The organism is Prosthecobacter sp., from assembly GCF_044222345.1.
In the GTDB taxonomy this organism is placed as follows: Bacteria; Verrucomicrobiota; Verrucomicrobiia; order Verrucomicrobiales; family Verrucomicrobiaceae; genus Prosthecobacter.
The window spans coordinates 21,239-43,484 of record NZ_JBGANL010000046.1 but is presented as its reverse complement, the minus strand read 5'-3'; the positions used below and the strand labels follow the sequence as shown (position 1 = coordinate 43,484).

17 protein-coding genes are annotated in these 22,246 nt (G+C 57.9%); 10 read left to right on the top strand and 7 right to left on the bottom strand.

The window, feature by feature from the left end; translation table 11 throughout:
* Positions 1-272: 272 nt before the first annotated feature.
* A complete protein-coding gene (locus ACILSL_RS20575; protein WP_395733943.1) occupies positions 273-644 on the bottom strand; it encodes a hypothetical protein in 372 nt (123 codons plus the stop codon).
* 179 nt (positions 645-823) lie between these two features.
* Positions 824-1,942, bottom strand: a complete 1,119-nt coding sequence (locus ACILSL_RS20570; protein WP_395733942.1) for a response regulator — start codon at positions 1,940-1,942, stop codon at positions 824-826.
* A gap of 160 nt (positions 1,943-2,102) precedes the next feature.
* On the opposite strand from ACILSL_RS20570, the gene ACILSL_RS20565 reads away from it, so the two are divergent.
* Both ACILSL_RS20565 and ACILSL_RS20560 read left to right on the top strand, forming a co-directional pair.
* Positions 2,103-2,561 (top strand): response regulator transcription factor, encoded by a 459-nt coding sequence (locus tag ACILSL_RS20565; protein ID WP_395733941.1) that lies wholly within the window; start codon positions 2,103-2,105, stop codon positions 2,559-2,561.
* A gap of 20 nt (positions 2,562-2,581) precedes the next feature.
* Complete coding sequence (locus tag ACILSL_RS20560) at positions 2,582-6,736, top strand: PAS domain-containing protein (protein WP_395733940.1); 4,155 nt, start codon at positions 2,582-2,584, stop codon at positions 6,734-6,736.
* A gap of 10 nt (positions 6,737-6,746) precedes the next feature.
* Here the strand turns inward: ACILSL_RS20560 and ACILSL_RS20555 are convergent, their stop codons facing one another.
* The 3 genes from ACILSL_RS20555 to ACILSL_RS20545 all read right to left on the bottom strand — a co-directional run bounded on the left by ACILSL_RS20555 (position 6,747) and on the right by ACILSL_RS20545 (position 11,013).
* Positions 6,747-9,605, bottom strand: a complete 2,859-nt coding sequence (locus ACILSL_RS20555) for a PAS domain S-box protein (RefSeq protein WP_395733939.1) — start codon at positions 9,603-9,605, stop codon at positions 6,747-6,749.
* Between the two features lie 661 nt (positions 9,606-10,266).
* Positions 10,267-10,599, bottom strand: coding sequence for a hypothetical protein (locus ACILSL_RS20550; protein ID WP_395733938.1), 333 nt, complete (start codon positions 10,597-10,599; stop codon positions 10,267-10,269).
* A 150-nt stretch (positions 10,600-10,749) separates the two neighbouring features.
* On the bottom strand, positions 10,750-11,013 hold the full coding sequence (locus tag ACILSL_RS20545) for a hypothetical protein (RefSeq protein WP_395733937.1): 264 nt from the start codon (positions 11,011-11,013) through the stop codon (positions 10,750-10,752).
* A gap of 14 nt (positions 11,014-11,027) precedes the next feature.
* Between ACILSL_RS20545 and ACILSL_RS20540 the strand changes: the two genes are divergently transcribed.
* A complete protein-coding gene (locus ACILSL_RS20540; RefSeq protein WP_395733936.1) occupies positions 11,028-11,249 on the top strand; it encodes a hypothetical protein in 222 nt (73 codons plus the stop codon).
* 174 nt (positions 11,250-11,423) lie between these two features.
* On the opposite strand, the gene ACILSL_RS20535 is transcribed toward ACILSL_RS20540, so the two are convergent.
* Together ACILSL_RS20535 and ACILSL_RS20530 are read right to left on the bottom strand one after the other, a co-directional pair.
* Entirely contained in the window at positions 11,424-11,612 is a 189-nt protein-coding gene (locus tag ACILSL_RS20535) for a hypothetical protein (RefSeq protein ID WP_395733935.1), read from the bottom strand.
* Positions 11,613-11,984: 372 nt separating this feature from the next.
* Positions 11,985-12,749, bottom strand: coding sequence for a response regulator (locus ACILSL_RS20530; RefSeq protein WP_395733944.1), 765 nt, complete (start codon positions 12,747-12,749; stop codon positions 11,985-11,987).
* A gap of 12 nt (positions 12,750-12,761) precedes the next feature.
* Here ACILSL_RS20530 and ACILSL_RS20525 point away from each other — a divergent pair, with 12 nt between their 5' ends.
* The 7 genes from ACILSL_RS20525 (at position 12,762) to ACILSL_RS20495 (ending at position 22,197) form a co-directional block, all read left to right on the top strand.
* The gene (locus ACILSL_RS20525) at positions 12,762-13,307 is read left to right on the top strand and encodes a hypothetical protein (protein WP_395733934.1); all 546 of its coding nucleotides are present in this window, start codon (positions 12,762-12,764) and stop codon (positions 13,305-13,307) included.
* A gap of 722 nt (positions 13,308-14,029) precedes the next feature.
* Positions 14,030-14,716 carry a hypothetical protein gene (locus ACILSL_RS20520; RefSeq protein WP_395733933.1) on the top strand — a complete coding sequence of 229 codons (687 nt, stop codon included), beginning with the start codon at positions 14,030-14,032 and terminating at the stop codon, positions 14,714-14,716.
* 26 nt (positions 14,717-14,742) lie between these two features.
* Positions 14,743-15,390, top strand: a complete 648-nt coding sequence (locus ACILSL_RS20515) for a response regulator (RefSeq protein ID WP_395733932.1) — start codon at positions 14,743-14,745, stop codon at positions 15,388-15,390.
* 12 nt (positions 15,391-15,402) lie between these two features.
* Entirely contained in the window at positions 15,403-16,665 is a 1,263-nt protein-coding gene (locus tag ACILSL_RS20510; RefSeq protein WP_395733931.1) for an OmpP1/FadL family transporter, read from the top strand.
* Between the two features lie 142 nt (positions 16,666-16,807).
* Positions 16,808-18,256: a class I SAM-dependent methyltransferase gene (locus ACILSL_RS20505; protein ID WP_395733930.1), complete on the top strand. Its 1,449-nt coding sequence runs from the start codon at positions 16,808-16,810 to the stop codon at positions 18,254-18,256.
* Positions 18,249-20,933, top strand: coding sequence for an ATP-binding protein (locus ACILSL_RS20500; RefSeq protein WP_395733929.1), 2,685 nt, complete (start codon positions 18,249-18,251; stop codon positions 20,931-20,933). Before ACILSL_RS20505 ends, ACILSL_RS20500 begins: the two co-directional genes overlap by 8 nt.
* Before the next feature lie 13 nt (positions 20,934-20,946).
* Positions 20,947-22,197: a response regulator gene (locus ACILSL_RS20495; protein ID WP_395733928.1), complete on the top strand. Its 1,251-nt coding sequence runs from the start codon at positions 20,947-20,949 to the stop codon at positions 22,195-22,197.
* Positions 22,198-22,246: the final 49 nt, after the last annotated feature.

Here is a 22,246-nt window from a genome sequence, read left to right as displayed (position 1 = left end):
CTCAGGAAAGCAGCACAGCGCTGAGGGCAAAATCGCCTGGCAGAATGCCAGAATTTAACCGGCATTCCGGGCAGGCCTTTCTAAAAAGAGTGTTTTCACACAGCCTGTGTCCTCAGCCAGCCGCCGTCGGAGCCCATGATCTTCAAGCAAGAAACAGCCTGCTAAACGGAAAGGAGTTTTGCGAACCGCTATAAGCTCTGCGCGAGATTCTCTCACAAAAAAGGCCTGCCGGAGAGCTTTCGTTCTCCGGCAGGCCGTGAAATCACCCTGGATCAGCGGTGGCTGGAATGACCGCCAAAATTGAAATGAAAGCGTGGTGTGCGGGAGAAGCTGCCGCTGCTGCCATGGCCATGGTTATGGCTGCGGCCAACCGGGCGGCAGTTATGGCTGACGATGCGGTAGCCAAAAATGGGATGATGGTGGCGGTCATGGCCGATGACGACGCGTTCGCGATACACCGCCGTGCCGCAGGAGCCGCAGTTGTTTGCAAAGCTGCGGCTGGAGTGGTGGCCGTCAAAGGCCTGCGAACTGGCAGGAGCAAGGACAGCAAGGCTGGCGGTGACGGCGAGGAGGGTGATGATCTTTTTCATAATGAGAGCGAGGTTGGCTTGTGATTTGTTGCCGCATTCTTGCAGCGTGTTCATGAGACGGGAACAAGCTGTGCGTATTCGAGATGCATCCATCTTTTTTCATCGTGCACTTGAATCCAGCGCCGCAAATCACAGCAAAGCAGCTGCTGAAAACATCGCGCGGAAAGAGCCCCTCATACGATCCTCCGCATCGCGGTTATGGATTGCGTGAGCCCATGCTGACCCTGAGCCGGTTAATTGCGATCCGGGCGGATATGCTCAGTAATGATGCGATCCAGTTCGCGGACACCGAAAGGTTTGTTCAGGTAGGCGGTGGCTCCGGCGGCCAGGCACTTTTCTTTGTCTGCGGCACTCGAATGCCCTGACAGGCCGATGATGGCTATGGCACGCGTTTTAGGATCTGTGGAGGCACGAATCTGGCGTATGGCGCTCAAGCCATCCACGACCGGCATGCGCACATCCATGAGGATGAGATCGGGCAGCAGGGTGCAGGCCTGCTGGATGGCTTCACTGCCATCCCGGGCTGTGATGACTTTGAAGCCGACGCTTTCAAGGTAGTTGCGTGTAACGTCGATGAGGGCGGGCTGATCATCGGCGATCAAAATGGTGGGCTGGCGGGAGGAGGCCGGGAGCGGAGCTTCATGGCTGACCGGGGACTCAGGCAGGTGCTCTGCCTGCACTGGCACCGCAGCCGACGACCGGCGCAGTGGCAGACGAATGGTCAGGCAGACTTGCCGCCCGGCTGTTTCAAGCACCGTAAAAGAGCCGCCGTGAAGCTGCACCAGCTGTTGCAGCAAAGCCAGGCCGATGGGTTTGACTTTTCCCAGCCGATTGAGGATAAGCGCCGGTTCAGAGGGCAGCGGGCCGGCACCACCCAAGGTCTGGAGCTGCAGACCGCCCTCGTCATGGGTGATGTGGAGCCGCAGCTGACCTCCGGTGTGCATGGATAACACAGCGACGGATAGCATCTCGGTGATGATCTGCTGCAGCCGGAGTGCATCGGCGAAAACGCCGAGGTTTGGCGGCTGCACGTCGGTGATAATCTGAATGGACCGTGACTGCGCCAGCCCCGTCAAAGCGGACACGCTGCCAGCGCATTTCTCACTCACCATGCATGCTGTCTGTGTCAGTGATGAAGCGCCTGCCTCGATCCTGCCGAGATCGACCATGTCAGCGATGAGCTGGAGCAACTGCTGAGCGCTGTCCTGAATGGCTGCGACCGCCATCTTCTGCGCTTTCTCCATGGGCCCGTAAATACCCTCCTGCAATGTTTCCGCCTGCGCGATGATGTTCGCGAGCGGATTGCGCAGCTCATGTCCCATGTTGCCAAGGAATTCATTTTTTTCCGCCATGGAACCCTCCACAAGGGAGAAATTCGGTCGCATCGAGTCATGCGGCCGATGCTTAGGCGAATCTAAATCGTTATTCATTATCATGCTTCCCCGCTACACGTGTCAGATTTGCTGTATGTTACTGCTGATTCCAGTCATAGTCAGAAATTAAAGAGCATTTATGCAGCAGGCAAATTGGCATTCCAATCGTTCAGGAAAATCCGGAGTGATCCTGCTGGTGGAGGATCACGACCTCTATCGTGAAGTGGTGCGTGCCGCCTTGGCCAGGTATCTGCCCGAGTATGAACTGCTGGAAGCGGACTGTGTGGCCGCCGCGCTCCCAGTGCTGCATTCGCGCCCTATTGACGTGATGGTCGTTGACATGACGCTGCCTGACGGCTCAGCCATTGATCTGGTGGAGCAATGCGGGGGGTTCATCCAGCAGGGAACCAAGGTCATTGTGCTCAGCAGCCATTCCAGAGCCGACATGCTGCCGGTTTTGAGCCGCAGTGATGTGCATGGCTACGTCTCGAAGGAGCAGGGACTGAAGAAACTGGCAGAGACGATCACTTCCATCAGCACAACCGAAGTCACCGAATCCAATGCATCTAAGGAAATGACACTGGAAAAAGCCCTGTGAATGATTGAAATCACTGCTGCATGATCATTCCTACCATGACGACGGACATCGCCACCGAAGAACGGGACATTGAGGTGAGGGGCGACTGGTTTCGAAGTGTTTTTGACTGCCTCAATGATGCAGTTTTCATCCACGACGTCGTCACGGGGGCAATCCTGGAAGTCAACCAACGCGCCTGTGAAATGTATGGCTGCGATGCTGATGAGATGCGCGGCCTCTCCATAGCGGCGCTTAGCGTGAATACTCCGCCTTACACTCTGGAGGAGTCGCTGTATTGGATGCGAAAGGCGGTGGAGGAAGGCCCGCAGTTGTTTGAATGGCAGGCCCGCGCACGTTCCGGACGTGTGTTCTGGGTGGAGGTGAGCATGCGCCAGGCCGAGATCCTCGGGAAAGACAGGCTGGTCGTCAACGTGCGTGACATTTCCAAGCGGAAGCAGGCTGAGAGCGAGCTGCGGCGGAGCGAGGAACGTTTCCGGACCGTGCTCGGGAACTCCAAAGACCCGGTGTACTGCCTCAGCCTGCCCACGCTGACCTACGATTACATCAGCCCGGCAGTGGAGCAGGTGCTTGGTTTCAGCATTGAGGAATGCATCGCGGGAGGCCTTCGCTTCATGTTTTCGCGGATTCATCCCGAGGATTATCAGTCGAAGCACGAGCGGCTGGAAAAACTCATGGCACGAGATCTGAACGGAGATTTTCAGCCCGTTCTGGAATATCGGTTCAAGCACAAGAATGAAGCTTATCGCTGGATCAGCGACAACCGGTCCATCGTCAGGGACAATGAGGGCAAGCCGGTGGCGATCATCGGCAACCTGCGTGATTTCACCACGCGACGCGAACAGGAGGAGGCACTGCAGCAGCAGGCGCATGCGGCGCTGCTGTACCATCTGGAAAACACCTCGCTGGCTCTGGTGGAGTGTGACACAGACAGCCGCATCTGCCGGTGGTCGCCCCAGGCTGAGAAAATTTTTGGCTGGAGTGAGGCCGCCGTCATGGGGAACAGCCAAAGTGACTGGAACTTCGTTCATCCTGAAGATTTCCCGCGAGTGAAGGCGACGCTGGACCGCCTGCTGGACCGCTCTGAATCCCGCAACACCTGCATCAACCGCAATTTCACCAGTGATGGGCGGGTGATTGTCTGTGAATGGCACAATTCCGCCTTGTTGAACGAAGAGGGAGAGCTGCAGTCGATACTCTCGCTGGCCTCGGACATCACGGTGGAGAAAAAAATGGAGGAAGCACTGCGGGCGATGGCCGAAGGTGTGGATGCCCGCAGTGGCGAGACCTTCTTTCAATCACTCTGCCTTCAAATGGCCCGCACCGTGGAAGCCAAATACGCCACCGTGGCAATGCTCCTGCCGGAACGCGACCGGATGGTGCGGACGCTGGGTTTCTGCGGGGACGGCAAGGTGCTGCCAAACAAGACCTGCTCCCTGATCGGCACGCCGTGTTACAATGTGGCCAGTGGCGAGGTTTGTTATTATGACAGCAATGTGCGGCAGCACTTTCCGGACGACCCGATTCTGCAGGAACTGGGTGCGAACAGCTACATGGGCATGCCGCTGCTTGCCACCGACGGGCGTGTGATCGGAATGATTGCGGTGTTCAGCGAAAATGCGCTGGACCACCGGGAGCGCCTGCAGGCCATGTTCCAGCTCTTTGCAGTGCGTGCGGCAGCGGAGATGGAACGCCACCAGGCAGAGCTGGCTTTGCGACAGAGTGAAGAACGCTATGCACTGGCGGCCACGGGTTCCACCGGAGGAGTCTGGGACTGGGACATCCGCACCGGCGGCGTCTATTATTCCGCGCGTTTCCGTGAACTGCTCGGCTACAACCACGAGGAATTTCCCAGCCTGTTTTTTGCCTGGGAGCAGAAAATGCACCCAGCGGACCTGCCCTTTGTGCGTGCTGCGCTGGAGAGCCATCTGGAGCAGCACAGTGAATTTTGCATCGAATACCGCATTCAGGTGAAGTCGGGCGGGTATCGCTGGTTTGAGGCCCGCGGCCAGGCCTTGTGGGACAAGCACGGAGAGCCCTACCGCATGGCGGGGTCCGCACTGGACATTCATGAACGAAAGCTGGACGAGCAACGCCTGCTGCGCCTGAACCGGCTGCATGCGATGTCCAGCAGCATCAACGAGGCGATCGTTCGCATTCGTGAGCCGCAGCTGCTGTATGAATCGGCGGTAAGCATCGCGGTGGAAAAGGGCAGCATGAAGATGGCCTGGATTGCCTTCTATGATGAAGAATCACAAAGCTTGAAACCGGCGGCCTGCGCCGGCAGTTATCAGAACTATCTTGACGGACTGGTTCTGATCACCCGCGATGATCATCCCTCGGGTCGTGGCCCGGCGGGGCGCGCTTTTAAAAGCGGCACGCATGAAATTTCCAATGATATCGAGAACGATGAAACGTACTACTATCGGGAGCGGGCCTTGGAGGTTGGCTTTCGTTCCTGCGCCGCCTTCCCATTGAAACCAGGCAATGTTCCCGTGGGAGTGCTGCTGATCTACGCTGATGAGCGCGACTGCTTTCAGGAGGAGGAAATCCGCGTGCTCAGCGCCCTGGCCAATGACCTTTCATTCGCCATGGAAACCGTGGAGAGGGAGAAGGAGCGCCAGCAGGCGATTGAAGCGTTGCGCGAAAATGAGCGCATGATTTCGACGCTGATGGGCAACCTTCCCGGCGCCGCCTACCGCTCTTTCATTGATGAACAACGAACACTGGAGTTTATCAGTGAAGGCTGTCTGGAACTCACAGGTTACGAGGCGGAAATATTCGCCGGTACCGGCGAAGTCTTTTTCGGTGATCTGATTCATCCGGAGGACCGGGCGCATGTGCGTGAGACGGTGGCAGAGGCTGTCGCGGCCGGGAAGCGCTTTGAGATGAGCTACCGCATCCGCACGGCGGAAGGTGCGGTGAAGTGGATCTGGGAACGCGGCCAGGGGATTCTCTGCGAGGACGGCGTGATCCGGCACATCGAGGGCTTCATGACCGACGTGACTGAAAAACGCCGCATGGAATCCCAGTCCCTGCGCAATCAGCGCTTGGAAAGCATCGGGACTCTCGCTGGCGGTGTGGCGCATGACTTGAACAATGTGCTCACCCCCATTTTGATGTCGCTCACGATTCTGCGCATGAAACTGCAGCAACCGCGCGACATCGAACTGCTGAACGCCATGGAGAACAGCGCGAACCGCGGCGCAGAAATGGTGAAGCAGATTCTAAGTTTTGCGCGTGGTGTGGAGGGCCGCAGCATGCGCCTGCGGCCTCAGGATGTGCTCCAGGAAATCGAGCAGCTCATCCATGAGACCTTCCCCAAGTTCATCAAATGCCGCACCTCCTGCCCAGAAGAAACGTGGAACGTGGAAGGAGACCCCACCCAGCTGCACCAAGTGCTGCTCAATCTCTGCGTCAACGCCCGGGATGCCATGCCCGGGGGCGGCGAGCTGGACATCACCATAAGCAATATGGTCGTGGATGAACAGTTTGCCAGCATGCATCCCGACGCAGCCACGGGACCGTATGTGGTGTTTGAAGTGAAGGACACCGGCACCGGCATTCCGGTCGAAGTGCGGGACCGCATTTTTGATCCTTTCTTCACCACCAAGGAAATGGGCAAGGGCACCGGACTTGGACTTGCCACCACGCTGGGCATCGTCAAATCGCACCACGGATTCATCGATCTCACGAGCCGCATGGGCAAGGGGACGGTTTTCCGCATCTATATACCGGCCAAAACGGACGTGGAGCACAGGGAAATCCAAGTGGTCGAATCCAAACGCTGCCTTGGGCAGGGCGAACTGATCCTCGTCGTGGATGATGAATCAGCCATTCTCACCGCCACCCAGCACACCTTGGAAACCTTTGGTTACCGGGTGGTCGCCGCCTGCGATGGCACTGACGCCATCGCGACCTTCCTGAAAAGTTCCGAAAAGCCGGCCGCGCTCATCACTGACATGATGATGCCCAACATGGACGGACCGACGCTCATTCAGGCGCTGCTCAAAATTCATCCTGACCTGCCAATCATCGGTGCCAGCGGGCTCAGCCACCAAATGCAGGCGCAGGTCAACAGCCTGGGGGTGAAGCATTTCCTGCGCAAACCTTACAATGCCGACTCCTTGCTGGAAGCACTCCACGACGTGTTGCAGACGGGACGAAAGGCGGCCTGACCCAGGGTGCTCAATGCTCTTTCAAAACGTGGTGCAGAGCCCGTAAAATGGTTTCGGCAGTGTAGGGTTTTGGCAAAAACTGCCGCACCCCGGTGCCCGCGGCCTTTGCAATGGCGCTGTTGGTATTGATGCCGCTGGCGGCAATGATGCAAACCTCGGGGTTCATCTTCATCAAAACCTGAATCGTGGAGGAGCCGTCCATGACCGGCATCCGCATGTCGGTCAAAACCAGAGCGATGTCGTGCTGATGCTTGGAGTAGAGAGTCACCGCTTCCACTCCATCCGCAGCCAGCAGCACGCGGTAGCCGTACGCCTCCAGTGTCTGCCGCGTGATTTCCCTCACGGCCGCCTCGTCATCGACGAGGAGGACAAGCTCCTGATTCCCACGCGGCAGCACCTGATCTTCGACAACCGGCTGCTCCATGACCTGAGTCAGTTGTGCCGGAAGATACACATGGAAGCATGAGCCATGCCCCAGCTCGCTGTAAACACGGAGAAAACCGCCATGACTTTTCATGATGGCCAGCGAAGTGGACAGCCCGAGCCCGGTGCCCTTGCCCATTCCCTTGGTGGTGAAGAAAGGATCAAAAACCTTTGGAAGAATCTCCGGCGCAATGCCCGCTCCGTTGTCTTCGACGCTGATCATGATGTGCGGCCCTTCACGTGCCTCGATGTTCATGGCGGCATATGGCGCATCGATCAAAATGTGTGCCGCCTTGATCGTGAGCGTCCCCCCCGCAGGCATGGCATCCCGCGCATTGACGCAGAGATTGAGCAGCACCTGGTGGATCTGCGTCGCGTCACCTGACACGGCATCGGTTTCCAGCAACTCATCCTGCAGCCGGAGATGGATGTTTTTTGGAAAGGTGTCTCCGACAATGCGAGCCAGATCCTGCAGCAGACGGCGGATCTTCAAAGGGGCCTTCTGTCCTTCCATACCCCTGGCAAAAGACAGGACCTGGTTGAGCATGTCGGCTCCACGACGTGCACTGGAGGCGATGGTCTCCAGTGTTTCCCTGCAAATCTCATCCTTGATGCGCAGGTTCAGCAGATCCACCGACATCATGATTGGGGTGAGTACATTGTTGAGATCATGCGCGATGCCACCCGCCAGGGTGCCGATGCTTTCCATGCGCTGGGAACGCAGAATCTGATCCTCCAGCCTTTTTTGCTCGGTGATGTTCGTGTTGATGGCCAGCACGCATTTGGGCTGGCCTTCGGCATCGCGCACCAAGGTCCAGCGCCCCTCCACGGTCACCTCTCTGCCATCCTTGGTCACCTGCCGGATTTCACCTGCCCACTCTCCATCGGTCAGTACTTTGTTGTTTTTTTCCTCGAACTGCGAGTCATCGTTGTAGAGCAGTTCGGACACTTTGCGCCCTTTGGCCTCTTCAGCGGTCCATCCATAGAGCGTTTCGGCGCTTTTATTCCAGTAAGTGATGTTGTGGTCGAGATCACGCACCAGAATGGCATCGTTTGCCTTGTCAAGGAGCGACGCCTGCTGACGCAGCATGTCCTCAACCCGCCTGCGCTCCCATTGAGCGAGCACGAGGGAGATGAAGTTCGCCATCGAAGTCGCAAAGCTTTTCTCCTCTGGCAACCATGTCCGCAGCGGACCGACATGCTCCTGACAGAGCACTCCGGCCAGCACCCCGCCCACATGCAGCGGGGCGTCCAGCATGGAGGTGATGCCTAGCGGCGCGAGGTAACTTTCTGTGAACTCACTGGTGCGCGGGTCGCGCTGCGCATCATCTGCCGCAATGGTGTCATTCTGCGCCATGGCACGGAAATAGGCCGGGTAATCACTCCCATTTAGTTCAAGTCCGGAGGAATGCCGCCTCGCACCCGCCTCAAACAGCATCTGACAGACAAGGCTGCTGCGGTTTTGATCATACCGCCAGATGCTGACACGCTCCACTTCCATGGCGTGGGCGATTTCTTCCGTGATCAGACGAAAAGCCGACTCCAAATGGACTGCCTGCATCACGCCGCCACGTATCATCCGGGCCAGAGCGACATGCTGCCTTTCATACCGCAGATTGCTCTTCCACAGCCGGTCTGCGGCCTCTTTGCGTGCGGTGATGTCACGCTGGACGGCCACAAAGTGACTCGTCAGGCCATTGGAGTCGGTGATCGGCAAGATGTCAATTTCGACACAAAAGGCCGAACCGTCCTTCTTGTAATTGATCAGCTCCTCCTTGCTTGGCAGCCCTTGGGCCAGGGCTGCCTGCATCCGGCCGAGTGCAAACCGGTCGGTTGCAGGTCCTTGGAGAAAGCGTAGGCTTCGCCCCAGTGCCTCTTCCCGGGTGTAGCCGGTCTGCTGGGTGAACGCATCGTTCACAAAAACAATGCGAGGACCGGGTTCCCCCCGGGGCGCGGGCTCGGTGATGAGCACGATGTCATTGAGATGGGCCACACAGGCTTCAAGCAGCCGCAGCTGTTCCTGGTTGCGGCGTAACTTCGTGATGTCTTTGCAGAGCACCACCATGTTCAGAGCCACCCCGGATTCATCCCGGATGGCGGAAACGCTGTTTTCCACCCAGGCCACATCGCCATTTTTGCAGAGATAGCGTTTCTCCACGATGAAATCATTGATCTCTCCATCGATCAACCTCTGGTACAACTCCTGCTCACGAGTCACATCGTCCGGATGCGTGGCGGCGGCAAGGGAGCCGCCGATCATTTCGTTTTCCGCATACCCGGTGATGTGGCAGTAATGCTTGTTGATATGGAGGATGCCCCCCCGCATGTCCGTGATCGCAAAGCCTACGCTGGCATTCGTGAAGGCATGGCGGAATCGCAGCTCTGGTCTGCATTCGAGAGGCTGCTCCTGTACATTCAGCACAAATTTTGGTGCGTCAGACCTCATGGATGCAGAGCTTGCAAAGCTGCCACCTCCACAGGGCGCGATTTCATTCTCAACTCTGGCCAGACAATGCGTGGGCATTTCTGACGCAGGAGAGGTCTATGCGCAAAGCGACACATGATGCGAATACAATGTCAATGAGGTATACGACCTTGGCATGGATTTGCCTCTGCAAGCAACAGAAAGACAATAAAATATGGAGGGAGGCATGCTCTTCCTTCGGTCATTGCCGGGTGCGGTCAAGATTCCGTGCGCACCAAATAATTCGGTGCAGATCATTTGAGAAAATCCATGCCCACTATGCAGGCCGGAGGAGCATCCAGCTTCTTTATAGCGGTTCGCAAAACTCATTTCCGTTTAGCAGGCTGTTTCTTGGTCGATGATCATGGGCTTCGACGGCGGCTGGCTGAGGACACAGGCTGTGTGAAAACACTCTTTTTAGAAAGGCCTGCCCGGAATGCCGGTTAAATTCTGGCATTCTGCCAGGCGATTTTGCCCTCAGCGCTGTGCTGCTTTCCTGAGCGCTTGTAATGCGCTTATCAGAGGGACGGCATTTGAGGCCCGTTGACTCCCCGCTGCGCCGTTTAAAAGCGCTCGAGCAGTTCGCTCATCGGTTTGAGATTGAGCACGCGTCAGAGCAGGCCAGTGCGTGCTGAGGCTGAACTCAGGCTTTCACCCGCTTCCAGTCCGCGGTCAAAAGTCGCCGTGCCCCGCCACGGAGCGTGCCAAACACATGCTCGATAACCTCGGTGCCTGCGGGGCGCTGATCGCTGATTTTCTGCCAGTGCCGCCGTCCTGCCCAGCACGGCTTCATTGCGCAGACGGTGGATCTTCCTGTAGCTGCCGCCGGTGCACCGCCTTTGCGAGGGCAGGCGTGGCAGCCGCTGCATTGGCATAGCAGGACGGTCTTGCCGTGGCTGCGGCATTTGCCCCAGCTTGAGATGGTCTCCGGGCATTGATACTCGTCTGCCACCGCGTCGTAGAAGCGCCTTGCCAAACACTCTCCTGCCATCCCTGCCGCTGCGTCCGCTGGTGCCGCCCCTGCGCAGGCACATAGTGATGATGTCGGTGGCTTGCCAGGGTTTCCGAGCCGTCGGCCGAGTGGTAGCCTTTGTCAGCGACCACCTCCAGGCTCGGCACCTGGAGTTCAGCTCCTCGCGGCCTGGGCGACAGCACCGAGCTGGCCTCGATCACAGTCGGATTGCGCACCACCCTTCGGCGACGATGAGGTCATGTTTGCATCCACGGCGACCCGTACGTTGTAGCCGATGAAGAACCCGCCGCGCTGCGTGTCGCACATCTTGCGCATCGGCGTCGGTGGAGCCGAGACTGGTCCGGGCGCCCTTCTGCATCTCAGCAGCGCGGCATGCTCCTGGCGGCTGGCGCGCAGTCCGGCGATCTTTTCGGCCATGGTTCAGGCTTTCCTTGCCGCCACGGGTGGCGAAGAGGAAGGCGGCGGCGGCCCTGCTCTGCATCCTGCGTGTCGAGCTCGCGCAGGTAGTCATCAATGCGCTGGTCGATGTGTTTGATCACCGCAGCCGCTCGGCGTTGAAGTGGCGGCGCCTGCCGTTGCTGGCCTTGAACTTGCTGTGCGTCGATGGCCACGAGCCCGCGCCAAAGAGCCCGAGCTTGCGGTACGCAGGTTGAACTCGCGCAGCACGCCTTTGAACGCCCAGGTTGTCACGCGGAAGTCGGCGATGGCCTTGAAGTCTGGCGCAGGGTGCGCAGCATCCAGATGACTTCGAGGCCAGCGCAGCCCCCGCCTCCAGGCGGCGGTTGAGCGGATGCGGTTGAGGAAGCCGTAGAGGAGCTTGAGCAGGCCTACGGGGTGATAAGGCGATCGTCCGGGTGCCCTTGGTTGCGCAGCGCCCAAAGCTCCAGGGCCTTGAAGTCGAGCGACCTGGCATACGCATCAATGCAGCGCACGGCGGCTTCCGCTGCGACGTAATCATCCAGGCATGGCGGCAGCATCTGCACTTCGCTGCGATCAGTTCCTCGAAGGTGGCTCATGCTCATCTTGTTGCTCATGAACATGCCACCGGTCAAACCGGTGAAATAGTTTTCACACAGCCTGGACAGCCAGCCCTACCAGCACCGGGCATGCGAGTGCCCAGCGCGAGGTAGGGAGGCTTGTCCTCAAGCCGCCGTCGAGCGTCTCCACGCTCGCTTTCCGGAAATCAGTTTTGGAAAATGCTATATTCGCACGCCCGGATGCCATGATTGATGTCACAACCAGATCCATTCCGTTGTGACAGGACACTTGATCATGGCCAATGGCGCCGCCCCCGCGTTGCCAGGGCGGAAAAATTCGCCCGATGGATGATCAAATGTAGCGGTGGCCGCCTCAAAACCTACAGCGAGCATTCATGAGCCCCCGCCTTCTTACAGCCTTGCAGGCTGCAGGAGGGCCTGTCCTACGATGTTGAGCAGCTCCACCATGCCGAAGGGTTTTGGCAGAAAATTTTCTCCCGCCTTCAGCTCTTTGGCGTTGCTCAGAGTCGTCGGAGAGTAGCCACAAGTGAAGATGACCGGGAGCGTGGGGTCTTCCGCTGCCAGAGCTTTTTCCAAATCGAAACCGCTGACGCCCCCGGGCAGCTTGACGTCGATAAGCGCGAGTTTGATGACAGCCGCCTTCTCACGCCAGATGGCCCAGGCCTCATTGGCATCTGCGGCAGTCAGCACCTTGTGCCCCTGACTGGTGAGCACATATTCCATCACCTGCCGTACGGAGTCCTCATCATCAACGATCAGAATGGTGGACGACTCGTCAGCTCCGTTGGTTCTCAGGAGTTTTTTCTCCGGCATGGGAGGTGGTGTTGGCACCGTTCCGCTGGCGACTGGCAGGCAGATCGAGAACTCCGTGCCGACCTCCAAAACACTCCTGCCGTCGATCCAGCCGCCTTGCATACGCACAAGCCCCTGCACCAAGATCAAAGCGATGTCCGCACCGCCTTCTTGATCCGATGAGAGTTTGGATGCGTCAAACAGCCCTGCCAAGTCGGCAGGGCTCAGCCCCTTGCCAGTGTCAGAGATCGTCATGACCACATATTCCCCAGGTTTTGCCTCTGCATGCATCTGGCAGGCGGTTGCAGCGTCTGGAATGAACAGCGGCCTGGTTTGAATCATTAATCTGCCTCCCATCGGCATGGAATCACGTGCATGGATGATGAGATTGAAAATGATCTGCTCCATGGCGGCCTGGTCTGCCATGACACTGGGCAGATCGGGGCTGTGGCTGATCTGGATGGTAATCTGCTCCCCCATGGCTTTCTGCAGCATGGTGGCCTGGCCATCAATAATCTGACCGAGATGCAGAGGAGCCGGCTGCATGTATTCGCGCCTGTTGAAGGACACAAACTGCGAGGTAACGCCCGCAGCACGCTGCGTCGCGAGGATGAGCTCTTGAAGAGTGGAAGTCGGCAGCGTGCTCGAGCCAGTGCCACTCTGATTGAGCTGAGCTACTTCCAGATGGCCCTGAATCACAGTCAGGTAATTGTTAAAAAAGTGAGCCATCGCATCCGCGAAACGCCCCACGGTTTCCAGCCGCTGGTTCCGGCACAGCTGGTCCTCCAACTGTTTGCGGTGGTCCTGCTCAAGCCGGAGCCGGTTGCTGACGTCTTCGAAACGCGAGGTCACTTCCAGCAGCTGGGCGTTCAGGCTCAGATTGCGGTGTGCGGTTTGATTCTCAGCAATGTGCCTGGCTAAGAGTGTACGGATGAGCTGGGTGATCTCGAAGGGAACGAGCCTGAATTTGAAGACTAACAGATGGGGATTGGACCCCAGGTCGATCGGGATTTGTTCGAATGACTCGAGCTGGGAGACTGCATGCAGCACCACATGCAAATCGCGCTGTGACTGCCATAAGCTATTGATGATATATCGGTAGTCTTTTCCATAGAAAAGCCGTCCATCTATAATGACCAGGGAGAATGGTTTATGCCCTTGGGCCGCCGCCTCGACCAAAGCTAATGCCTCTTTTTCGTTCGCAGTGCAGACCACTTCAGGAGCGGGTGCGGCAGATCTAGCTTTGTTGCCAGCCTGCTCAGAACCCAGCGAAGCAGAGGAACTGCCGCTCTGGCTCATGTTCTGCAATGTATGGGAAATATGCAGGTCTTCCAGCAGGGAACGCTCTTCGGTCACAATCAGAATCCGACTGCAGGTGCTAAGGTTGTGCTGAATGGTATTTAGATACATGTGATGAACAATAGCTTTAGAATTTTATAAAATTAATAAAATAAAATTTATTTTGGCTAAATTCCAGACTCTCAATAATTTTTTTCAAAAAGGACAATGCGATGTCGATTTAGACGCAGCCTAAATATTGAATCTACATTTAGGTGCTGAGTGCGCTGGAATGTGGTTCTCCTAAATATAGCGACAGAATGATTTAAATTATTTAGGCCCTCATGCATCCAACCGACCTTGAAATGGAAAAAAACTCTGCCGCAATGCTGCTGCAAGCGCTGAGCTGTCTGTTAAAAGAAGAAGATGCTCAGCGCGTCGATCTAGCCCATTTGTTGCACAAAGACATGGCCGGAGGCTTGGTGGCCTGCGCTTCGCTGGGCGAAATGATGCGCCACGAACTGGCGAACGGTGCAAACACGGCGAGCGTCAGCAAATTGCTGGGCAGCCTGGATGCCACGCTGAGGCAGACGTTGCAACTGGTTCGGGACATGACGGAAAAGCAGTTTCCGCCTGTTCTCAAAGCCTTCGGGCTGCATGTGGCGCTGCAGCAGCTGGTGCGCAATGTGGGCGAAAATTTTGCAGGCTCTCTGGTCCTCCACATCAGCGGTGATGAGCCGTCGTTCGATCTCGCGAGCCGGCTCAATCTGTTTCGCATCATGCAGGCGCTGTTGAAACACTGTGTGCGATTTGCCAACACCTCGTGGGTGGAGGTGACCTGCCGGGCGTCTGCTGAGAAACTTGAAATCACCATCGATCATGATGGCGGTGACAGCATCTGGAAGGAGACCATGACCGGATCAGAACTGGCAGTCATCGAAGCCCGTTGTGCCCTGCTGGGATCCCGCATGCAGGTCATGGTCGCCGGGCCGGGAGGCAGTTCACGGGTCTCCCTCATGGCGCTGCCAGCACCGCAGCAGTCAGCAGCGTAAACCTCTTCACCCCATTAAACATTCTCATGCAATCCCCCCCGCCTTTTCGCATTCTGGTTGTCGATGATCATGCGCTGGTACGTGAAGCTTTCACGAGCATGCTCAAGGGGGAGTTTCCCCAGGCCACCGTGGTCTCCACCGGCACTTGTGCGGAGGCGATGGTGGAAGCCCGCCTGCACAATTATGAAATCGCCCTTGTCGACATCGAGCTGGGGGACCGTTCAGGAATGGAACTGACCACGGAGCTGCGGACACTGCCCATCCCGCCCAGAATCATCGCTGTTTCGATGCATCAGGAAGAAACTTTTGTCTCGCGCACCATGCAGCTTGGAGCGCGCTCCTATGTCACCAAGGACGCCCCTCCGCATGAGCTGTTTGATGCGATTCGCTGCACTCTGGAGGGGCGCAGCTACATTTCCAGAGAACTGGCGCAAAAGTTTGCAGACCGCTCCATCCGCAAAGGCTCCTCCGGGCAGGTGCACGAGAAGCTTTCCAACCGTGAACTCGAAGTCCTCATGCAGCTGGCCCGCGGCAAAAGCCTCAAGCAAGTGGCGCTGGATCTGTCCCTGAGTCCGCGAACCGTTGCCGTGCACAAACACAACCTGTGCCGCAAGACAGGGCTCAAAGGAACCGTCGAAATTCTCAGATACTGCCAGTCCAACGGCCTCGCTTAACCCAATCCAACCATGAATAATCGCGTCGTTTCTTTCATTTTTGCCCTGGGTTTGACCTCAGCGGTGGTGCAGGCATCGGAGACGTTCTCTGTCGTGCCCGATTCCGCTCAGGCACTGAGCATCGTTGGCGGCAGATATGCCAATCTGAGCGATGCCTCCGCCGTGAGGGTCGCACCGGCCAACATCTTGAAGATGGAAAAAAGCGAGCTGCTGATCAACGCGGCGCTTTGGCATGGTGACATTTACTTAACACAAAATGGCGGGCAAGGGGTGCCAATGAACCGACCGTGGGTGTTTCCCGCCAGCATGTACTTTGTGCAGCCCGTCATTCCTGGCAGATTGTCTTTCGGCCTCGGGGTCAGCACCCCCTATGGAATGGCCGCCTCGTATCCCAAAGGCATGGGCGGCGCCCTGCGCTATGCGCTGCCTTATCAGGCGAATTTGCTCACGGTGGACATCACACCTGCGGTGGCGGTGAAAATAACGGATGACCTCAGCTTCGCCGTCGGGCTCGACATCTTGTATGCCGACCTGACGATGAAGCAGTTCTACCCCTGGGGCGCGCTGATTCCTGGTGCGGGCGAAGGAGACATCAAGATACACGGCCAAGGCTGGGGCATGGGCGCTTATGCAGGCATCAACTGGACTTTTGCCAAAAGACATCGCTTCGCAGTGATTGGGCGGCTGCCGGTGAAGGTCAATCTCAGTGGTGATTTCAAAGCTTCCAACATGCCGCCAGCACTGATGGGCGCCGGCTTCAGCGAGTCCAGCAGCTTTAAATCCGACACCACCTTTCCAGGCTCCATTTCCGTCGGCTATGGCTTCGATGTGACGGACCGCTTCACCGTGGGTTTGGACTTTAAGTGGGCCCAGAACTCATCCCATGATGATCTTCCCATTCTGATCGGCAACAATCAGGCTCTTCTGGGGGGCTCGACCGGCAGCGTCTTTGGCTGGAGAAACTCCCTCGATTTCGGCACGGGCATGTCGTATCGGCTGAATGAAAACTGGGCGCTGCGCGGCGGTTACCTCTTTTCTGAAAACTCCCAGCCGCAGAACAGCTACACACCGCTGGTCCCTGGCAATGACCGCCACGTGTTCAGCCTTGGCGTGGGCTGGCGCGGCAAAACACGCGGAGTGGACCTCACCTATGCCTACGTTTACTATCCCACGCGCGTGATCAGCGGGGCCGCCTCCAACCCGGCCAACCAGTACGACGGCAGCTACAATCATCAATGGCATGTGCTGTCACTGAGCATCACGCAGAGGTTTTAATTCAAATATAATGACACCATGTTTATTCCCCTCGTACGTTTCCGGCACCCTCGCTGGGCCATGCCAGAACACGCGGAGAATTTTTTCCAAAAGGCTTGTGTTGTCATCAGCGAGCAAACCGCTTTAGCAGAGGATACGTAACATGGAGAACAACGACAACGCACTTCCCAATCTCGCTTCCTCAGGGGAGCGGCTCAGTTTCATCATCTGCCGCAACAGCCAGGGCGCTGAAGTGCGCGGCACGCTTCACCGGCTCACACGCTACCTGGGCGTCTTCGAGGTTTACAATCCCTACAGCATTGTTCAGCTCTCGGAAGTCCTGAATGACTTCCGGATCATGATGAACGACCGCGTGGTTTACACCGGCAGGGCCACCATTGCCAATTTGGTGAACACCGGCATCATGCTCATCTGCGAGGCTTCGCTTTCCGATGAAGGCTGGATTGACATCGACATCCTCTCCCCTTCGCAGAACAAGGGACGCCTGCTGACCGAGTTTGCCGAGTTCCTGCGGGAGACGGAAAAAAGCTACCGGGTCATGCCCGATTTCAAAATCGTGGTGGCGGACATGCACACCATGCTTTCCGACCTGCGCCGCTGGATGGAGCAGGTGGAGCTCGGCGTGCGCTCCCTGCCCACGGGAGACCGCATCCAGGCGGAGCGCGAGGTGCTTCTGCAGATGGAGGAGCCCATCGTTCCCACGGTGTACCCCCTGATGAAACGCTTTGAGGAATCCGCCGCCATCATTCCTCTGGATCAGCAGCCCGTGCACCGCAGCTACATCAAGCGCCAGCTTCACCCGCTGGTTTTGTGTGCACCGTTTGTTTACCGCACCTATCACAAGCCTCTCGGCTATGCCGGCGACTATGAGATGGTCAGCATGATGCTGCGTGATCCGTATGAAGGCAGCTCGATCTTTGCGAAGCTGCTCAACAAGCTCTACCTCGACATCCCACCGGTGCTCGCGCACCGCAACCGCATTGTCTACCTCGTACAGCAGCTGAAGGCGGAGACTGAGCGCATGGCCGCCCAGGGCAAAGTGGCGCGCATCTACAACCTGGGTTGCGGTCCGGCCCAGGAGATTCAAAACTTCCTCACCCATGAGCCCATCTCTGACTCGGCGGACCTGCTGCTGCTGGACTTCAATGATGAGACCATCATGCACACAACACGGTCGCTGGAAGATCTGCGCAACCGGCACCGTCGTCGCACCGGTCTGCGCTTTGAGAAAAAATCCGTGCATCAAGTTTTGAAAGAGTCCGGACGTGCGGCGGCCCAGTCAGGCACGTATGACATGGTCTATTGTGCGGGTTTGTTCGACTATCTTTCCGACCGCATCTGCCGGCGTCTCCTGGAAATCTTCTATGATCTGCTCGCACCCGGCGGATTGTTGATCGCCACGAATGTGCACCCCAGCAATCCCTGGCGAAACTGGATGGAGTATCTGGCCGAATGGCATCTCGTGTACCGTGACGAGGAGCAGTTTCTCAAGCTGGCGCCTGATCGTGCGCCCCCCGGGTCTTTTGTGGTGAAACCAGACGCCACGGGCGTGAACATCTTCCTCGAAGTACGCAAACCTCTCGATGCCTGATGCCTCTCCAGTTTTAGCTGGTGGCCTGAAAGGAAACTTTCAGGCTTACGAGCAGGACATCCGAGTCCGCAACTATCAGCTCTGCGGCATCCTCGCCGTCGTGTTCATGCTGGCCGGGAGTTCATTGGACTGGGTGGTGTTTCAGGAGGAAGGCGTGAAACGCTTCTTTCCCGCACGTGTTCTTTCCGCCGTTGTCAGCGTCCTCGTCTGGCTGGCTTTGACCACCGCCTGGGGCAAGCGCATGCACCGCCTGCTCGGCCTGCTCATGGCCATGCCTCTCATTGTCGGCATTGCATGGATGATCTATGCCAAGGGCGGGGCTGATTCCCCCTACTATGCCGGGCTGAATCTGGTGATGCTGGGAGCCGCTATTCTCATGCGCTGGACGCTGCAGGACAGCATCCTGGTGGTGGTCCTCACGGTGACGTCCTATCTGCTGGCGTGCTATTTTCATGGCCCGATCGTCAATCGCAGCATCTTCTTCAACAACTTGTACTTCCTGTTCGTCACGGGGGTCTTCACCACCGCCGGCACCTGGTTCTACAACACCATCCGCTTCTCCGAGTTTAAACTGCGTCACGATCTGGACCTCAACCGCGCCGAACTCGAAGCCAGCAACCAGAAACTGCGTGAGCTCGACGAAGCCAAAAGCCGCTTCTTTGCCAACATCAGCCATGAACTTCGCACGCCGCTGACCCTGCTCATTGCTCCGCTGGAAAGCCTGATCCAGAGGGCTGAATCCACCCGCCCCCAGGAAGAGCGTGACCTGATGGACACGATGCATGGCAACTCCATGCGCCTGCTGAAGCTCATCAATGATCTGCTGGATCTGGTGCGCCTCGAATCCGGCCGCGCGCAGGTCAACACCAAGCGCGTCAATATGAACGATTTCATCGGCGGTCTCGCCAACGCCGTCGGCAGCGTCGCGAAAGACAAGCGCATCCATCTGCATTCTCATGTGGACGAAGATCTCGGCACCGTGCTCGCCGATCCGGAGAAGCTGGAGCGCATCTGCCTCAACCTGCTCTTCAATGCTCTGAAATTCACTGCCGCCAATGGCCACGTCAACTTCAGCGCCCTCAAGACAAACGGCTGGCTGACCATTGAAGTGCGTGACTCCGGCATGGGCATTCCAGCGGATCAACTGCCGCATATTTTCAATCGTTTCTGGCAGGCGGACACCTCGTCCCAGCGCAAATTCCAGGGCATGGGCATCGGCCTCGCCCTCGTCAAAGAGCTTGCGGAAGCGCAGGGCGGCAACGTCGTGGCCACCAGTGAAGTCGGCAAAGGCACCACCATGACGGTGACCATTCCTCTCCTCCAAGGAGAACCGACAGCCACTGAGGATGAGCCGGGTGAGAGGACCGAGGAATCAGACGCCGACAGCCCCAAGAACAAAGACTGGATCGCCGAACTCTACCGCCGCGCCGAGCTCTTCCCGGCCATGACTTCGCTGCAGGCCACCCTGCGTCCGGTGGAAACCGGCGTGGGCCGCAGCCGCAAACCCAAGCTGCTCATTGCTGACGACGAGCCCGACATGCTGCGCTTCCTCAAAAGCCAGCTCAGCGACACTTTTGAAGTTCTCGAGGCCGTGGACGGCCAGCAGGCCGTGGAAAAGGCCGCGCAGTTCCTCCCGGACATCATTCTCTCCGACATGATGATGCCTGAAAAAGACGGCCTGCAGGTCTGCCGTGAGCTGCGTGAGCGCAGCATCACACGCTCCATCCCCGTCGTGCTCCTCACCGCCCGCGCTGACGAAAAAACCAAGATCGACTGCCTCGCCGCCGGAGCCAGCGACTTCCTCGCCAAGCCCTTCTCCCTCACGGAGATCATGGTACGCTTGAAAAACCTCGTCGATTCGCGCCTCTTCCAGAAGGAGCTCGTGGTGCAGAAACAACAGCTCGAAAACGCGCTGGAGCAGATCAAGGAAACAGAATCCTTGCTGGTGCAGAACGAGAAGCTCGCATCGCTCGGTCGCCTCAGCGCCGGCTTGATCCACGAAATCAACAACCCCCTCAACTACGCCCGCCAGGGCCTGGGCATCATCAGCCGCTCCACCAAACTCCTGCCCGAGGAGGAGCGCGCTGACTTTGCCGACACCGTCAAGGACGTGGAGGAGGGCGTGAACCGCGTCATTCAGATCATCTCCGACCTGCGCGGCTTCACCCGCACCACCAACCAGCTCAATCACGCCTTTGACTTGAAGACCGTCGTGGGCACCTGCATGCGCTTCTTTGCTCATGTCTGGAAGGACGGCGTCCAGCGTGAAGTGGACATTCCCGACGAACTTGAAATCCGCGGCGACAGCAACCAGTTCGTGCAGGTGCTCATCAATTTCATCCAGAACGCCCTGGATGCCATGGCGACCAAGGAATACCCGGAGGGAGAGTCAGCCTGCATCAAGCTTTCCGCATTCGCACGCGGCAACAGAGCCATCCTCTCCATCAAGGACAATGGGCCCGGTATTCCGCAGGAAATCCGGGACAAGATCTTCGACCCCTTCTTCACCACCAAAGACGTGGGACAGGGCATGGGGCTTGGACTTTCCATTTGCAACCGCATCATTGCCGACCATGGCGGACGCATTGAAGTACGCAGCCAGCCCGGTCAGTTTACCGAGTTCATTCTCGAGCTGCCCTCTACCGACAGCACCCACAACAACCACGCCGATACCTAGAAGGACTCCCCATATGCAAAACCAATACGACCTCAAACGCTATGCCGTTCTCTATGTCGATGATGAAGAGAAGGCATTGAAGTACTTCGAAAAAACATTCGGAGACGAATTCCGCATCTTTACAGCCATCAGCGCGGCAGAAGGGCTCAAGCTCATCGAGCAGCATGGTGAAGACATCGGCGTGCTGCTGTCTGACCAGCGCATGCCCGGAGAAAAAGGAGTGCAGTTGCTTGAGCGCGCCCGCCAGCTCCGCCCCCGCCTCGTGCGCATGATGGTCACGGCCTATGCCGACTACGATGTCACGGTCGATGCAGTCAATCTCGGCAGCATCTTCCGCTACATCTCCAAGCCCATCCAGATGGACGATGTGCGCAACACCCTGCACCGTGCCATGGAGTTCTACATCCTCCAGCAGGAGCGCGACGGCCTGCTGCAGGAAAAACTCTCCGTGCTGCAAAACCTCCTCATCACCGACCGCGTCATGGGGCTGGGTGTTGTGGCCGCCGGGCTGAACCAGAAGCTCAACCAGCCTCTGCGCGCCGTGCATGCCTTCCTGGACATCACGCCAGGAAGACTCGGCCAGCAGAATTTTGACCTCGATCGCCTGCGTCAGGCCACCTTCTGGCGCGACTTCCACGCCCACGTCGTGCGCCAGGCTGCCCGTATCGCCGATCTCCTGGGCGAACTGCATTCCGCCTCCGGTGCCGAACACAAGATGGATGCGGCCAACGTGCTCACGGCTCTGATCGACCAGCAGCGCACGGCTTTCACCGCCAAGGGTATCGAACTGAAATTCGAAGCCGCAGGCGCACTCCCTGCCCTTCAGGCCAGCCGCCCTGCGTTTGAAAAAATGGTGCATCTGCTGCTTCAGACCGAACTGGCGCTGCTCTCCTCCGGCACGCAGGTCACTCTCTCAGCCAAAACAGCGACCGAGGCTGCCGACGCCGGAGCCCTGCACCTCACCCTCACTGACAACGGTCCTGGGCTCGCAGGCGATGTGCTGCGCTCCGTGTTTGATCCCTTCTTCACTCGCGATGACGTCACCACGGATGGCCCCGGCCTCACCCTCATGGGGGCGTTTTTCCTCGCCTACCATCTCGGTGGCAGGATCACATCCCAGCGCACGGCCAAGGGCCTCATCCTCGACATTGTCGTGCCGGCCGTGGCTCCGACCCCGGTGGCCGCCGTTGACAGCAGCCGCGAGTTCATCACGAACGTCCTCATGAACGACATCCTCTGGGAGCGCCTGCTGCCAAACGGCTGATCATTCGAAAGACCCCCTCTGCATGGAAGGTGCGCATGAAGCCGTCGTT

Excerpts from the sequence above, each read along its gene's own strand:
- ACILSL_RS20505 (WP_395733930.1), top strand. The coding sequence starts at position 16,808 with ATGGAGAACAACGACAACGCACTTCCCAATCTCGCTTCCTCAGGGGAG.
- ACILSL_RS20535 (WP_395733935.1), bottom strand. The coding sequence starts at position 11,612 with ATGAGCCACCTTCGAGGAACTGATCGCAGCGAAGTGCAGATGCTGCCG.
- ACILSL_RS20525 (WP_395733934.1), top strand. The coding sequence starts at position 12,762 with ATGGATGATGAGATTGAAAATGATCTGCTCCATGGCGGCCTGGTCTGC.
- ACILSL_RS20520 (WP_395733933.1), top strand. The coding sequence starts at position 14,030 with ATGGAAAAAAACTCTGCCGCAATGCTGCTGCAAGCGCTGAGCTGTCTG.
- ACILSL_RS20575 (WP_395733943.1), bottom strand. The coding sequence starts at position 644 with ATGAACACGCTGCAAGAATGCGGCAACAAATCACAAGCCAACCTCGCT.
- ACILSL_RS20500 (WP_395733929.1), top strand. The coding sequence starts at position 18,249 with ATGCCTGATGCCTCTCCAGTTTTAGCTGGTGGCCTGAAAGGAAACTTT.
- ACILSL_RS20560 (WP_395733940.1), top strand. The coding sequence starts at position 2,582 with ATGATCATTCCTACCATGACGACGGACATCGCCACCGAAGAACGGGAC.
- ACILSL_RS20495 (WP_395733928.1), top strand. The coding sequence starts at position 20,947 with ATGCAAAACCAATACGACCTCAAACGCTATGCCGTTCTCTATGTCGAT.
- ACILSL_RS20530 (WP_395733944.1), bottom strand. The coding sequence starts at position 12,749 with ATGCCGATGGGAGGCAGATTAATGATTCAAACCAGGCCGCTGTTCATT.
- ACILSL_RS20565 (WP_395733941.1), top strand. The coding sequence starts at position 2,103 with ATGCAGCAGGCAAATTGGCATTCCAATCGTTCAGGAAAATCCGGAGTG.
- ACILSL_RS20545 (WP_395733937.1), bottom strand. The coding sequence starts at position 11,013 with ATGGCCGAAAAGATCGCCGGACTGCGCGCCAGCCGCCAGGAGCATGCC.
- ACILSL_RS20510 (WP_395733931.1), top strand. The coding sequence starts at position 15,403 with ATGAATAATCGCGTCGTTTCTTTCATTTTTGCCCTGGGTTTGACCTCA.
- ACILSL_RS20555 (WP_395733939.1), bottom strand. The coding sequence starts at position 9,605 with ATGAGGTCTGACGCACCAAAATTTGTGCTGAATGTACAGGAGCAGCCT.
- ACILSL_RS20515 (WP_395733932.1), top strand. The coding sequence starts at position 14,743 with ATGCAATCCCCCCCGCCTTTTCGCATTCTGGTTGTCGATGATCATGCG.
- ACILSL_RS20570 (WP_395733942.1), bottom strand. The coding sequence starts at position 1,942 with ATGGCGGAAAAAAATGAATTCCTTGGCAACATGGGACATGAGCTGCGC.